At 59.3% G+C, this 12,821-nt stretch carries 11 protein-coding genes; 2 read left to right on the plus strand and 9 right to left on the minus strand.

All coding sequences use genetic code 11. The features are described from left to right. Positions 1 to 62 precede the first annotated feature (62 nt). The 3 genes from AB4P97_RS01330 to AB4P97_RS01340 form a co-directional block, all read right to left on the minus strand. Positions 63 to 872: a putative RNA methyltransferase gene (locus tag AB4P97_RS01330; protein ID WP_273875106.1), complete on the minus strand. Its 810-nt coding sequence runs from the start codon at positions 870 to 872 to the stop codon at positions 63 to 65. Next, positions 872 to 2,023 (minus strand): succinyl-diaminopimelate desuccinylase, encoded by a 1,152-nt coding sequence (dapE, locus tag AB4P97_RS01335; protein ID WP_042557863.1) that lies wholly within the window; start codon positions 2,021 to 2,023, stop codon positions 872 to 874. Before dapE ends, AB4P97_RS01330 begins: the two co-directional genes overlap by 1 nt. 239 nt (positions 2,024 to 2,262) lie before the next feature. Next, positions 2,263 to 4,854 carry a glycosyltransferase gene (locus AB4P97_RS01340; RefSeq protein ID WP_042557864.1) on the minus strand — a complete coding sequence of 864 codons (2,592 nt, stop codon included), beginning with the start codon at positions 4,852 to 4,854 and terminating at the stop codon, positions 2,263 to 2,265. A 214-nt stretch (positions 4,855 to 5,068) separates the two neighbouring features. Here AB4P97_RS01340 and tcdA point away from each other — a divergent pair, with 214 nt between their 5' ends. Next, positions 5,069 to 5,887 carry a tRNA cyclic N6-threonylcarbamoyladenosine(37) synthase TcdA gene (gene tcdA, locus AB4P97_RS01345; protein ID WP_042557865.1) on the plus strand — a complete coding sequence of 273 codons (819 nt, stop codon included), beginning with the start codon at positions 5,069 to 5,071 and terminating at the stop codon, positions 5,885 to 5,887. Positions 5,888 to 5,975: 88 nt separating this feature from the next. Here tcdA and AB4P97_RS01350 read toward each other — a convergent pair whose 3' ends face one another. From AB4P97_RS01350 to AB4P97_RS01365, 4 genes are all read right to left on the minus strand, one after another. Continuing rightward, complete coding sequence (locus AB4P97_RS01350; RefSeq protein WP_042557866.1) at positions 5,976 to 6,380, minus strand: SufE family protein; 405 nt, start codon at positions 6,378 to 6,380, stop codon at positions 5,976 to 5,978. Then, positions 6,377 to 7,582: an aminotransferase class V-fold PLP-dependent enzyme gene (locus tag AB4P97_RS01355; protein ID WP_042557867.1), complete on the minus strand. Its 1,206-nt coding sequence runs from the start codon at positions 7,580 to 7,582 to the stop codon at positions 6,377 to 6,379. The genes AB4P97_RS01350 and AB4P97_RS01355 overlap by 4 nt, the downstream gene beginning before the upstream one ends. 107 nt (positions 7,583 to 7,689) lie before the next feature. Continuing rightward, entirely contained in the window at positions 7,690 to 8,724 is a 1,035-nt protein-coding gene (gene dapD, locus AB4P97_RS01360; protein ID WP_003222105.1) for a 2,3,4,5-tetrahydropyridine-2,6-dicarboxylate N-succinyltransferase, read from the minus strand. Positions 8,725 to 8,755: 31 nt separating this feature from the next. After that, positions 8,756 to 9,064 carry an arsenate reductase gene (locus tag AB4P97_RS01365; protein ID WP_230679665.1) on the minus strand — a complete coding sequence of 103 codons (309 nt, stop codon included), beginning with the start codon at positions 9,062 to 9,064 and terminating at the stop codon, positions 8,756 to 8,758. Positions 9,065 to 9,406: 342 nt separating this feature from the next. On the opposite strand from AB4P97_RS01365, the gene AB4P97_RS01370 reads away from it, so the two are divergent. Next, positions 9,407 to 11,038, plus strand: coding sequence for a Na+/H+ antiporter (locus AB4P97_RS01370; protein WP_273875111.1), 1,632 nt, complete (start codon positions 9,407 to 9,409; stop codon positions 11,036 to 11,038). Between the two features lie 24 nt (positions 11,039 to 11,062). On the opposite strand, the gene AB4P97_RS01375 is transcribed toward AB4P97_RS01370, so the two are convergent. Next, positions 11,063 to 11,803, minus strand: coding sequence for a M12 family metallopeptidase (locus AB4P97_RS01375; RefSeq protein WP_200613722.1), 741 nt, complete (start codon positions 11,801 to 11,803; stop codon positions 11,063 to 11,065). A gap of 202 nt (positions 11,804 to 12,005) precedes the next feature. Further along, on the minus strand, positions 12,006 to 12,728 hold the full coding sequence (locus AB4P97_RS01380; protein WP_395601979.1) for a M12 family metallopeptidase: 723 nt from the start codon (positions 12,726 to 12,728) through the stop codon (positions 12,006 to 12,008). Positions 12,729 to 12,821 lie beyond the last annotated feature (93 nt).

Genomic DNA, 12,821 nt, shown 5'->3' on the forward strand with positions numbered 1-12,821 from the left:
GCGGGTCTGAAAAATCCATTCGCGGATTTAGCCGGCCCCGGGCATTTGCCCGAGACCAATAGTTATTGAAGAATGAAATAATCGTAGCGCATCGACACGGTGGTCTCGAACGGCTCGGCCTGCTCGATCACTGCTGCACGACGCTCGGCACTGGCGCGCCAGCCGTGGGGTGTCATCGCCAGGAGGTTGGCGCGATCCTGCGGCTTGTCCAGCGTCAGCTTGAATTCCAGGATTTCACTGTGCGCCAGCGCCATGCCTTGCGGCACCAGGGCCAGATGCTTGTCGTCGGTGTATTCACGCACTTCGTCGTACAGGCTTTCGCGCAGTTCCATCAAATGTCCGCTGGTCGGGCCGACTTTCATCAATCCGCCGCCGACGCTCAGCAGGCGTTTGGCCTCTTCCCAATCCAATGGACTGAAGACGCTGGCGAGAAACTGGCAGCTGCCCGAGGCCAATGGCACGCGGGCCATGCTGGCGATCAACCAGGTCAGTTGCGGATTGCGTTTGCAGGCGCGTTTGACGGCTTCACGCGAGATGTCCAATGCGTAGCCATCGGCATCCGGCAGCGCATCGGCGATCTGCGCGGTGTAGTAACCCTCACCACAACCGATATCGACCCAGCGTGCCGGCGCGTAGCTCGCCGCCAGTTCGGCCAGACGCTTGGCCACCGGCGCGTAATGCCCGGCGTTCAAGAAATCACGGCGGGCCTCGACCATCGCCTGATTGTCGCCAGGATCGCGGCTGTTTTTGTGCTGCACCGGCAGCAGGTTCAGGTAACCCTGCCGCGCACGGTCAAAACGATGCCCGGCGGGACAGACCACGCCGTTCTCCACCGCATTCAGCGGCTCACTGCAGATCGGGCACGCGAGCATCAGGCGAGCAACTTGATCATGGTCTGGTAGTAAATCTCGGTCAGTACATCGAGATCGGCCGCCAGCACACGCTCGTTGACCTGGTGAATGGTCGCGTTGACCGGGCCCAGTTCAACCACTTGCGTGCCCATGGTCGCGATGAAACGGCCGTCGGAGGTGCCGCCGCTGGTCGAAGCCTTGGTCTGGCGACCGGTGATGTCCTTGATGCTCGCCGACACCGCGTCGAGCAGTGCGCCCGGCTCGGTGAGGAACGGCAGGCCGGACAGCGCCCAGTCGATGTGCCAGTCCAGGTCATGTTTGTCGAGGATATCGGCAACGCGTTTCTGCAGGCCTTCAACAGTCGATTCAGTGGAAAAGCGGAAGTTGAACACGGCCACCAGATCACCCGGAATCACGTTGGTCGCGCCGGTGCCGGAATTGACGTTGGAAATCTGGAAACTGGTCGGCGGGAAGAAATCGTTGCCGTGATCCCAGTGCTCGGCGGCCAGTTCGGCCAGCGCCGGCGCGGCGAGGTGGATCGGGTTCTTGGCCAGATGCGGATAGGCCACGTGGCCCTGAATGCCTTTGACGGTGAGCTTGGCACCCAGCGAGCCGCGACGGCCGTTTTTCACCACGTCGCCGACCAGGGTGGTGCTCGACGGTTCGCCGACGATGCACCAGTCCAGACGCTCGTTACGTGCGGCCAGACGCTCAACCACAGCCTTGGTGCCGTGGTGCGCCGGGCCTTCTTCGTCGCTGGTGATCAGGAACGCGACCTTGCCTTTGTGGTTCGGGTAGTCGGTGACGAAGCGCTCGGCGGCGACGGTCATCGACGCCAGGCTGCCTTTCATGTCCGCCGCGCCACGGCCGCAAAGCATGCCGTGTTCATCGATCAGCGCGTTGAACGGGTCGATCTGCCAGGCAGTCACCGGACCGGTCGGCACCACGTCGGTGTGACCGGCGAAACACAGCACCGGGCCATCGTTGTTGCCGTGGGTGGCCCAGAAGTTATCCACGTCTTCAATGCGCATCGGCTCCAGTTTGAAACCGGCATCGCCCAGGCGCTGCATCATCTGCTTCTGGCAGTCGGCGTCGACCGGCGTCACGGACGGACGGCGGATCAGGTCGATGGCGAGTTGAAGGGTCGGCGAAAGGTCGGCGTGGGCCGTCATGGAAAACTCCGAAAACTTGAAATTGGGCAAGGGCCAATGTGGGAGCGAGCCTGCTCGCAAATGCGGTGTGTCAGTCAACATAATCGGTGATTGTTACAACGCCTTCGCGAGCAGGCTCGCTCTCACAGGGGATTGAGTTCGGTCAGTAAGACCGGTTATCACGCCAAGCCCCGCAAAATGGCGGTTATCTTAAAGCAAAACGGCGACCATTGGCCGCCGTTTAGTGCATCGACAAGGAATTAGACGGCCGGTGCCGGCTCAGGCGCCGCCGCCGGTTTTGGCAGCGACGACAGGAACGCCATGATCAACGCCGCCAGATACGGCAGCGACTGCACCAGCAACATGACCACCCAGAAACGCATGTCGTTGCTCGGCATGCCGTTGACCAGATAGATCCCCAGCGCCGCGCCCCACAACAGCAGCATGATGAACAGCTCTTCGCGTGCTTCGGAGATCGCCACCCAGAAACTGTGGTTATCAGCGTTTTTCGGCGTGCGCAAGAACGGAATGCTGCTAGTGAAGAAACCGTACAACACCGCTTTGGCGATGGTGTGCGACAACGCCAGCCCGGCCAGCGCGGCGCAGAACGCATCCTTGAGGTTCACGCCAACGGCGCGACGGTACAGGAAGATGATCTTGCCAACCTTGAACACAAACAGCGCCAACGGCGGGATCGCGAAAATCAGCAGCGGCGGATCGACCCGTTGCGGCACGATGATCATCGCCGCCGACCACAGCAGCGCGCCGACGGTGAAGAAGATATTCATACCGTCCGCGACCCACGGCAACCAGCCCGCAAGGAAGTGGTAGCGCTGACCGCGAGTCAATTCGGTGTCCTTGCCGCGCAGCAGGCTGCCGGTGTGGCGCTTGATGATCTGAATCGCACCGTAGGCCCAGCGGAAGCGCTGCTTCTTGAAGTCGATGAACGTATCCGGCATCAGGCCCTTGCCGTAGCTGTCGTGGTAATACGCCGCCGACAGGCCTTTTTCGAATACGCGCAGACCAAGTTCGGCATCCTCGCAGATACACCAGTCGGCCCAGCCCAACTCTTCCAGAACCGAACGGCGAGTCATGGTCATGGTGCCATGCTGGATGATCGCGTCACGGTCGTTGCGGGTGACCATGCCGATATGGAAGAAGCCTTTGTACTCGGCGTAGCAGAGCTTCTTGAAGGTGCTTTCGTTCTGGTCGCGGTAATCCTGCGGCGACTGCACCACGGCGATTTTCGGGTCGGCGAAGTGCGGCACCATGTGCTTGAGCCAGTTCGGCGCCACGCAGTAGTCCGAGTCGATAACCGCGATCACTTCGGCATCCTTGGCGGTGTGCGGAAGCAGGTAATTCAGCGCGCCGCCCTTGAAGCCGGCCAATGGCGAAACGTGGAAGAACTTGAAGCGCGGGCCGAGGGTTTCGCAGTAGTCGCGCACCGGCTCCCACACTGCCGGGTCCTTGGTGTTGTTGTCGATGATCAGGACTTCGTAGTCCGGGTAATCGAGGGCAGCCAAGGCGTCGAGTGTCTGTTTGACCATCTCCGGCGGCTCGTTGTAGCACGGCACATGGATCGACACTTTCGGGCGGTAGTCCGAATCACCAACCACCGGCAGGAATTCGCGTCGACGTTTGTGAATCCACACCGCTTCGGCCAGTTCATGGGCCTCGGTGAGTAACACGATGAACACCCCGAACGCACCGAGCGCCAGCAGGAAACCCACCGTCAGACTGAACCAGGTGCTGTATTGCAGGCTGTAGTCGTAACCGATCCACACCAGCACCGATCCGCAAAGGAAGGCGATAAAGGTCAGGAAGACGCGTCCGCGCTGGCGCAGCGCCGAGCCATCGATCATCAGCAACGTCAGCGACAACAGCGCCAGCACCACCGAGCCGACTGCCAGCACGCGCCATTGCGGGATCGCTACCACCGGGCCTTCGAAATTGAATTTCTGCTGACGCGCGGCGTTGAAAACGCCCCAGTAGGCGCCGACCGAACCTTCGTCGCTGGCCTTCCACGGCTGGTCGAACGCTTCGATCACGAAGTAGTTGAAGCCCTGGCGATTGAGCTTGTTGACCAGCGTGCGCAGGTAGATCGCCTGATCCGCCGGCGACGCATCAGCGCCACCGCGCATGCGACCGTTGCTCGGCCAGCCGATTTCAGACAGCAGCAACGGTTTTTTCGGGAACATCTTCTTCAGGTCGCGGGCACGGTCGAAGACGAACTGGCCGGCCTTGTCGACCGGGATGAATTCCCAGTAAGGCAGAACGTGCGCGGCGATCAGGTCAACGTGCTTGGCCAGTTCCGGGTGTTCTTCCCAGACGTGCCACTGTTCGGACGTGGTGACCGGCACTTTCACCGCAGCACGAACCCGGTCGAGCAATACGCTGAGTTGTTCAGCGGTGATTTCCTTACGGAAGATCGCCTCGTTACCGACCACCACGCGCACCACACTGCGCGACGTGTTGGCCAGTTCGATGGCGCGAGTGATTTCGCGCTCGTTGCGCTCCTGATCAGGGCTGATCCAGATCCCCAGAGTCACGCGCAGACCGAACTCTTCAGCCAGTTTCGGAATGTCTTGCAGGGAGCCGTCGACCGAGTAGATGCGGATGTTATCCGTCAACTTGCTCATGATCTCGAGGTCGCGGCGCATCTCGTCGTCAGACGGATACTGGTCCTTCTGTGGGTACTGGCCCTGCTGGAACGGCGAATAAGAGAAACCGGAGATCTGATCCGGCCAGTTGGGCGCGGAGACCGGGCGATTGATCAGCGCCCAGAAACCAGTGAACAGGGCGGCGATTGCCAGAACCACCACCAGGTTGAGACCAAATTTACGCGATGACATAGCTGTTTCGGGTTCCAAAGGCTGTGGAACGAAGGATCGGTAGGCTATACGCCAAAGGGGCGCGCATCCTACACCGGTAGTTCGCCAGTCGTACAACGGACGGGGAAATTACTCACATTGGGCAAGTACCGTTGACTTAAGTTCTTACACTTGTCGCTTGAAGCTTAAAACTTGTGGCTGCGTAGCCCTATAATGCGCGCCGGTTTTTGGGGTAATGGTCATGAGTACAGAAGATCCGCGGTTTGCAGGCATCGCCCGTTTGTATGGCATCGAAGGCATGGAGCGCTTGCGCGCGGCCCATGTGGCGATCGTCGGCGTCGGTGGCGTCGGTTCCTGGGCGGCGGAAGCCATTGCCCGTTGTGGCGTGGGCGAGATTTCGCTGTTCGACCTCGATGATGTCTGCGTCAGCAACGCCAACCGCCAGTTGCACGCGCTGGACAGCACCGTCGGCAAACCCAAGGTCGAGGTGATGGCCGAGCGTCTGCGCGGGATCAACCCGGACTGCACGGTGCACGCCGTGGCGGATTTCGTCACCCGCGAGACCATGGCCGAATACATCACGCCGAACATCGACTGCGTGATCGACTGCATCGACGCGGTCAACGCCAAAGCGGCGCTGATCGCCTGGTGCAAGCGCCGCAAGATTCAAATCATCACCACCGGTGGCGCGGGTGGGCAGATTGATCCGACGCTGATTCAGGTCTGTGACCTCAACCGCACGTTCAACGATCCGCTGGCTTCGAAAGTGCGCTCGACATTGCGCCGTGATTACGGTTTCTCGCGCACCGTGACCCGTCATTACAGCGTGCCGTGCGTGTTCTCCACCGAGCAACTGCGCTATCCGAAACCGGACGGCAGCATTTGTTTGCAGAAGAGTTTTGTCGGCGACGGCGTGAAGCTGGACTGCGCGGGCGGGTTTGGCGCGGTGATGATGGTCACGGCGACGTTCGGGATGGTTGCGGCGACCAAGGCTGTGGACAAGATTGTGGCGGGTGTTCGGCGCCCGGCGGAGCGGGTCAAACCTCAGGTTTGAGATTGCCAGTGATGGCCCCTTCGCGAGCAGGCTCGCTCCCACACTGGAATGCGTTCACATGTGGGAGCGAGCCTGCTCGCGAAGGCGATTAACCTGCCAACTCATTCATCCGCTTGAGCACAGCATTCAGGCCATTACTGCGCGACGGCGACAACTGTCGCGACAGCCCCAACTGACTGAACCAGTCCGGCAAATCCACTTGCTGCAACTCATTAGCGGTCAGGCCATTGACTCGCAACAGCAGCAACGCCACCAATCCACGAATCATCCGTGCATCGCTGCTCGCTGCGAACTGCCAGTGGCCATCCTGTAACGCGCCGACCAACCACACCTGGCTTTCACAGCCATGTACCCGGTTGGCGTCGCACTTGTCTGCGTCATTCAACGGCGGCAGACGATCACCAAACTGCATCAACAACCGCGCCCGCTGTTCCCAACCGGCGGCATTCTGAAACGTTTGCAGCGCCTCGGCAGCCTCTACCGGCAAGCTCATCGCAACAACTCCAGCGCCTGATCCAGCGCTTCAAAGAACCGTTCCAGATCCTCGGAATCGTTGTACAGCGCCAGCGACACCCGAATCGCCCCCGCCAACTCGAAACGCTTCAGCAGTGGCATCGCGCAGTGATGACCCGCGCGCACGGCAATGCCTTGCTCGGTCAGCAGGTGCGCGAGATCCGCGTTGTGCACGCCTTCAACGACAAAACTGGCCAGCGCCAGTTGCGGTTTGCCCAGCAGGCGAATGCCGTTACGCGCCGCGAGGCCACGCAACAGATAGTCATGCAATGCCGCTTCGTGTGCCGATACCGCGTCCTGATCCAGCCCGGCCAGATAGTCGAGGGTCGCACCGAGGCCGATCACGCTGGCAATCGGCGGCGTGCCCGCCTCAAAACCCAGCGGAGCAGGGCGGAAACGTGCGTCGTGATAGTTGGCTTCCAGGACCATTTCGCCACCGAACTGCCACGGCTTCAGCTGTTCAAGCGCAGTATTGCGCCCGAACAGCACGCCGAGGCCATCGGGGCCGTACAGCTTATGGCTGGAAAATACGTAGAAGTCGCAACCCAGTGCCTGCACGTCATGCCGACCGTGAACCACACCTTGCGCGCCATCGACCACGGTCAGCGCGTTGTGCGCCTTGGCCATGCCCAGCAGCGCCGGCAAGGGTTGCCAGGCGCCGAGCACGTTGGACAACTGACTGACCGCCAGCAAGCGCGTACGCGGGCCGATCAGGTGCACAGCGGCGGCGAGGTCGATCAAACCGTCGGCGTCCAGTGGCAGGATCACCAGTTTCAGTTGACGACGTTGTGCCAGTTGCTGCCACGGCAGCAGGTTGGCGTGATGCTCCAGGGCGCTGATGACAATTTCATCGCCCGGCTGGAAAAGATGTTCCAGGCCATAAGCCAGGAGATTCAGCGCGCTGGTGGCGCCGTGGGTAAAGATGATCTGTCCGCTGTCACCGGCATTGAGCCATTGCGCAACTTTCAGCCGACTGTCTTCGAACGCCTGGGTGGCATGGGCCCCGGGCAAGTGTTGTGCGCGGTGCACATTGGCCGCGCCGTTGGCGTAGTAATGCGTCAGCGCGTCGAGCAGGGCTTGGGGTTTTTGGGTGGTGGCGGCGTTATCCAGATAGGTCTGGTCTTGCCGTTGCAGGGCGGCGATGGCCGGGAAATCGGCGCGCCAGGGAGAAGGAATCATCATGGGTTATACGCCTGACCCTGTGGTAGCGAGCTTGCTCGCGAAGCTTTTGGCGACTTCAAGGACGCCTTCGCGAGCAAGCTCGCTCCCACAGGTGATCAATGTGCTGCTTAGTTGTGAGCGTGCAGCGCTTCGTTCAGCTCGATCGCCGATTTGTGGGTTTTGCATTCCACCGCACCGGTTTCCGAATTGCGACGGAACAGCAGGTCAGTCTGGCCGGCCAGTTCACGGGCCTTCACAACTTTAACCAGATTGTTGTGCTCATCCAGCAGCGCGACTTTGGTGCCGGCGGTCACGTACAGGCCCGACTCGACGGTGTTGCGGTCGCCCAACGGAATACCGATACCGGCGTTGGCGCCGATCAGGCAGCCTTCGCCAACCTTGATCACGATGTTGCCGCCGCCCGACAGGGTGCCCATGGTCGAGCAGCCGCCGCCCAGGTCCGAACCCTTGCCGACGAAGACGCCAGCCGACACGCGGCCTTCGATCATGCCCGGGCCTTCGGTGCCGGCGTTGAAGTTGATGAAACCTTCGTGCATCACGGTGGTGCCTTCGCCTACGTAAGCGCCCAGACGCAGACGCGCGGCGTCAGCGATACGCACGCCGGCCGGTACCACGTAGTCGGTCATTTTCGGGAACTTGTCCACCGAGAACACTTCCAGCAACTCGCCACGCAGACGCGCTTCGAGCTGCATTTCCGCCAGTTCGCTCAGGTCGATTGCGCCCTGGCTGGTCCATGCAACGTTAGGCAGCAACGGGAAGATCCCGGCCAGGCTCACGCCGTGCGGCTTGACCAGACGGTGCGACAGCAGATGCAGCTTCAAGTACGCCTCAGGCGTGGAAGTCAGTTGCGCGTCTTCAGCCAGCAAAGTAGCGACCAGTGGCTTGTGGCTCTCGGCCAGACGGGTCAGCAGTTTGCCTTGAACAGCGTCGATACCTTTGACTGCTTCAGCCAGTTGCGCCGCTTGTGCGGTGGTGAAGGTGATGGCCTGGTTGCCTTCGGTGTAACCGAGGATCGGCGCAACAGCAGCGACCAGTTCGGCCGAAGGGTTGAGCAGTGGCTGTGCGTAAAACACTTCGAGCCAGGCGCCCTGACGGTTTTGCGTGCCGACACCGAAAGCGATGCTGAACAGAGAGTTGGACATGTGAATACCTCTACAAAGAGTGACGGGCTGCTTACTTCAGAGCGGCCGCGTAGATATCTGGCTTGAAGCCAATCAGGGTTCGGTCACCGAGATCGAGCACCGGGCGCTTGATCATCGAGGGTTGGGCGAGCATCAGTTCGATGGCTTTTGCTTGGTCGAGATCGGCTTTACGTTCGTCGTCGAGTTTGCGAAAGGTCGTGCCTGCGCGGTTCAACACCGTTTGCCAGCCGTGCTCGTCACACCATTGGGTCAGGTGTTCTCGGTCGATACCGGCGGTTTTGTAGTCGTGAAAGTCATAGGCGACAGCGTGTTCATCAAGCCAGGTGCGCGCCTTTTTCATGGTGTCGCAGGCTTTGATGCCGAAAAGGTGCAACGTTTTACTTGAAACGGTCAAGGAATTGCCCCCTTTACAGGTGCTGGAAAAAAATGGTGTCGGATTATGCCATGACCAAAGCGTTTCGGGCGCCCGGCTTCATTACCCTGCACCAAATCCCTGCAGGAGCTGTCGAGTGAAGCGAGGCTGCGATCTTTTGATTCTGTTTTTAAACATCAAAAGATCGCAGCGTGCTGCAGCTCCTGCACGGGGATCAGTGTCGGCGTGCGACATAGGTGCAACGGTCAGGCGCAGCCTAAACGGCTAATATGGCAGTTCAACGCTGTCGATCGTCCGAGATTTTGATTTATGCAAACCGCTTACACCGTCCTGATCCTGCTGATGCTGGTCAGCGTTTCGCGTCTGGTCGGACGGGTTATCCCACTGCCGCTGCCACTTGTGCAAATTGCTGCCGGCGCCTTGCTGGCCTGGCCGACCCTTGGTTTGCACGTGGCGCTGGATCCCGAGTTGTTTCTGTTCCTGTTCCTGCCGCCGCTGCTGTTCTCCGACGGCTGGCGCATGCCCAAACGCGAACTCTGGCACCTGCGTGGCCCGATCCTGACACTGGCTGTGGGGCTGGTGCTGTTCACGGTGGTCGGCGCCGGGTACTTCATTCACTGGTTATTGCCGACGATTCCGCTGCCGGTGGCGTTCGCGTTGGCGGCAGTGCTGTCGCCGACTGATGCCGTGGCCGTCTCGGCGATCTCGCAAAACCGCTTGCCGACCCCCTTGATGCACATGCTGCAAGGCGAGGCGCTGATGAACGATGCGTCGGGCCTGGTGACGTTCAAGTTTGCTTTGGCCGCTGCGGTAACGGGCGTGTTCTCGCTGGCCACCGCCAGTTTGACGTTTGTATTGGTGGCGGTCGGCGGCCTGGCCGTTGGTGTGGCGCTGAGTTGGCTGGTCGGGCGTTTGCGGTCGTGGATGATCGCTCGCGGGTGGGATGATCCGGCGACCCACGTGGTCTTCATGTTGCTGCTGCCGTTTGCGGCTTATGTGTTGGCTGAACGCCTTGGCGCCTCGGGCATTCTGTCGGCGGTGGCGGCGGGGATGATGCAGAGCTGGCTCGATCTGCTGCCGCGCCAGACCAGCACACGATTGCTCAATCGCAGCGTTTGGTCGCTGTTGGAGTTCGCCTTCAATGGCTTGATTTTCCTTCTGCTCGGTCTGCAATTGCCGGACATCATCAAAGCGGTGGTCAGCCATGAACCGACGTTGTGGCCGGCGTTGTTTTACCGCTGCCTCGATGTGATCGCGATTTTCCTCGCGCTGGTGCTGTTGCGATTTATCTGGGTACAGAGCATCTGGCGCTTATCGGTGTTGTTGCGGCGGTTGCGTGGTAAAGGTGCGCTGACGCAAGTGCCGACTGCGCGATCCTGCTGGCTGCTGACCGTCGGCGGCGTGCGCGGTGCGGTGACACTGGCGGGTGTGATGTCGGTGCCAATGTTGATGGGGGCGGACGCCTTTCCCGAGCGTGATCTGCTGATCTTTATTGCTGCGGGGGTGATCCTGTTGTCGCTGGTGTCGGCGTGCATCGCCTTGCCGTTGTTGCTGCGCGGCATCGAAAAAAGCCCTGATGACAAGCGTCGTCAAGAGGTCCGCGATGCCTGGCGCAAGACGGCCGAGGCCGCGATTCACGCGCTCGAAACCGAAGAGGCCAATCAGCAGGACGCCGCGCAAGCTGCGCTGGCGGCGGAACTGAAGGCGCGGATCATGTCCGAATACCGCCATCAACTGGACGTGTTCAACGATTCGGCGGAAGCCCAGGCGCTGGCGTTCCAGATGGATTTGCTGGAACGCCGATTGCGCCTTAAAGCGCTGCGTGCGCAACGACTGGAGTTATATAGCCTCAGCCGTCATCACCAGATTGGCGATGACGTGCTGCGAGAAGTGTTGGGTGAACTGGATCTGAGTGAGGCCAATCTGGGGGTAGTGAAGTGAAGGAATCACCCGGTTCGAGTTGGCTTACCTCGGATAAAGTAATTTCATCAGTTGTTTGTCTTTTTTGCTGATCTTGCGGTTGATGGGGACTTCCCAGTCACCCACTGTCAGATCGTTCGCCACCGGGTGATGCATGATCGACCTTTTGTCGTAGGCCGTGTAAATCGCTTCCAGCGTGTCGAAAGGGGTAAACAGGTTGTGGTCGACTTGCGCGGGCGTGAGCGGACCCATTTCGCGATTCTGATAGAACTCGTAGACCTTTGGCTTATCCCAAGGGATTTTCGCCTGCGGGTGCTGGTGTTCATGCATTGCGCCAAGGGCGTGACCAAACTCATGAGTCACGATGACTTCGAAGTCTGGATGATCCGGTTTCACGCCCAGGTCCATGGTTCTGTCGTCAGGATGAATCAACAACGCGTCGGTGCCGAGCATTGAGCTGTTGAAGTTATTGGTAGTGGCGATGCGTATGTCACCCACGAGGTCGTCAACGAACTCGAATTTCAGGTTGATATACGGCAACCATTGACTGGCTGCCTTGATGATTTTGTCTTTGTGATCCGCCTCAAGTTCGTCCATGAAGGCAATCTTCAAGGTACGGCCGTTTGCCCATAGCTTTGAATAATTAAATACCGAGCGTTTGCGGCGGTTGCCGGTAGTTGCGCTTTTCGTCGTGCCGGCATTGGCCGGATTTTCATTGATGGCTGCCGCGTAAGCTTCTTGGTCGTCAGGCCATTGTATAAGTTGGCAATCTGTCAGTTCGTGCATGGTGGATTTTATCCTTGAAATTAAGAGTCGGCAGTTATTCAGATGCTGCGAATAGTGCAATTCAAGACTAGTACTTGGCCGGCAGGCAAGTGCGTTACACAGTTATATGGGCTGTTACTTGGTTTTTGAATGTTTCAAGCAAGTGCGAGCAGGACACCACAGTTGCGCGTCACTTGAAATTGCCGGGTTGGCGCTGACATGCTCAGGCAGGCAACTGCCCATAGTTGAGGGCAGGGTAGATTTTTCTGGCGAAGGCCTTGTCCTTGTCGCTAAGCGTCAAATTGAGGCCAACCGCGTCATTTCCGTAGATCAGGTTGGTAGTTGGGTAATGCATGATCGAGAGTTTGTCGTAGTCGCCGAAGACAGCAGCGTCCGGAGACTCCAGCTCGAAAAGGTTGCTGTCTACGTCCTCCCTTGTCCAGCCATGTTGCTTGCCCAGGAACTCATAGGCCGCTTCCTTGTTCCACGGGATGCGCGCCTCCGGGTGCAAATGGGCGTGGTGGAAGCCTAGGGCGTGGCCAAATTCATGCTGGACCGTGTGGTCGAAAAGCGGTGAGTCCGGCGTGGTGCCCAAAACCATTGTGGGTTCGTTGACATCCACTTGCATTGCGTCGATCCCTATAAACGAATAGCTGTCCTTTCCTTGCAGGGCGATCCGAATCATCCCTGGCACGTTTTCGACCAATTCAAAGGCCAGGCTGACGAAAGGTTCCCACTTCCGGATGCCTAGTTCGATTCGATATTTCAGTTCGTCGGACACGTCATGCATGAAAGAGAACGTAATAGTGCTGGCATTCTCCCAGAACTTGGTTGTGTAACCCAAGGAACGTTTACGGCGCACTGCCGGCGCGTCGTTATGGTTTTCCGGGAGCCGCTCGAAGTTGTCTGTCGGTTTTGCCATTCTTACGAGGTTATAGTTGTGCACGGTCAATATCCTTATTGATTGCCAAAGTGTCGCCTTGATTCAGCTGGCGTCAAAATTTTTATATTTGAGGGTAATAGGGTTTTGGTTTTCGGC

The organism is Pseudomonas sp. A1230 (assembly GCF_044218825.1).
Classification (GTDB): domain Bacteria; phylum Pseudomonadota; class Gammaproteobacteria; order Pseudomonadales; family Pseudomonadaceae; genus Aquipseudomonas; species Aquipseudomonas iridis.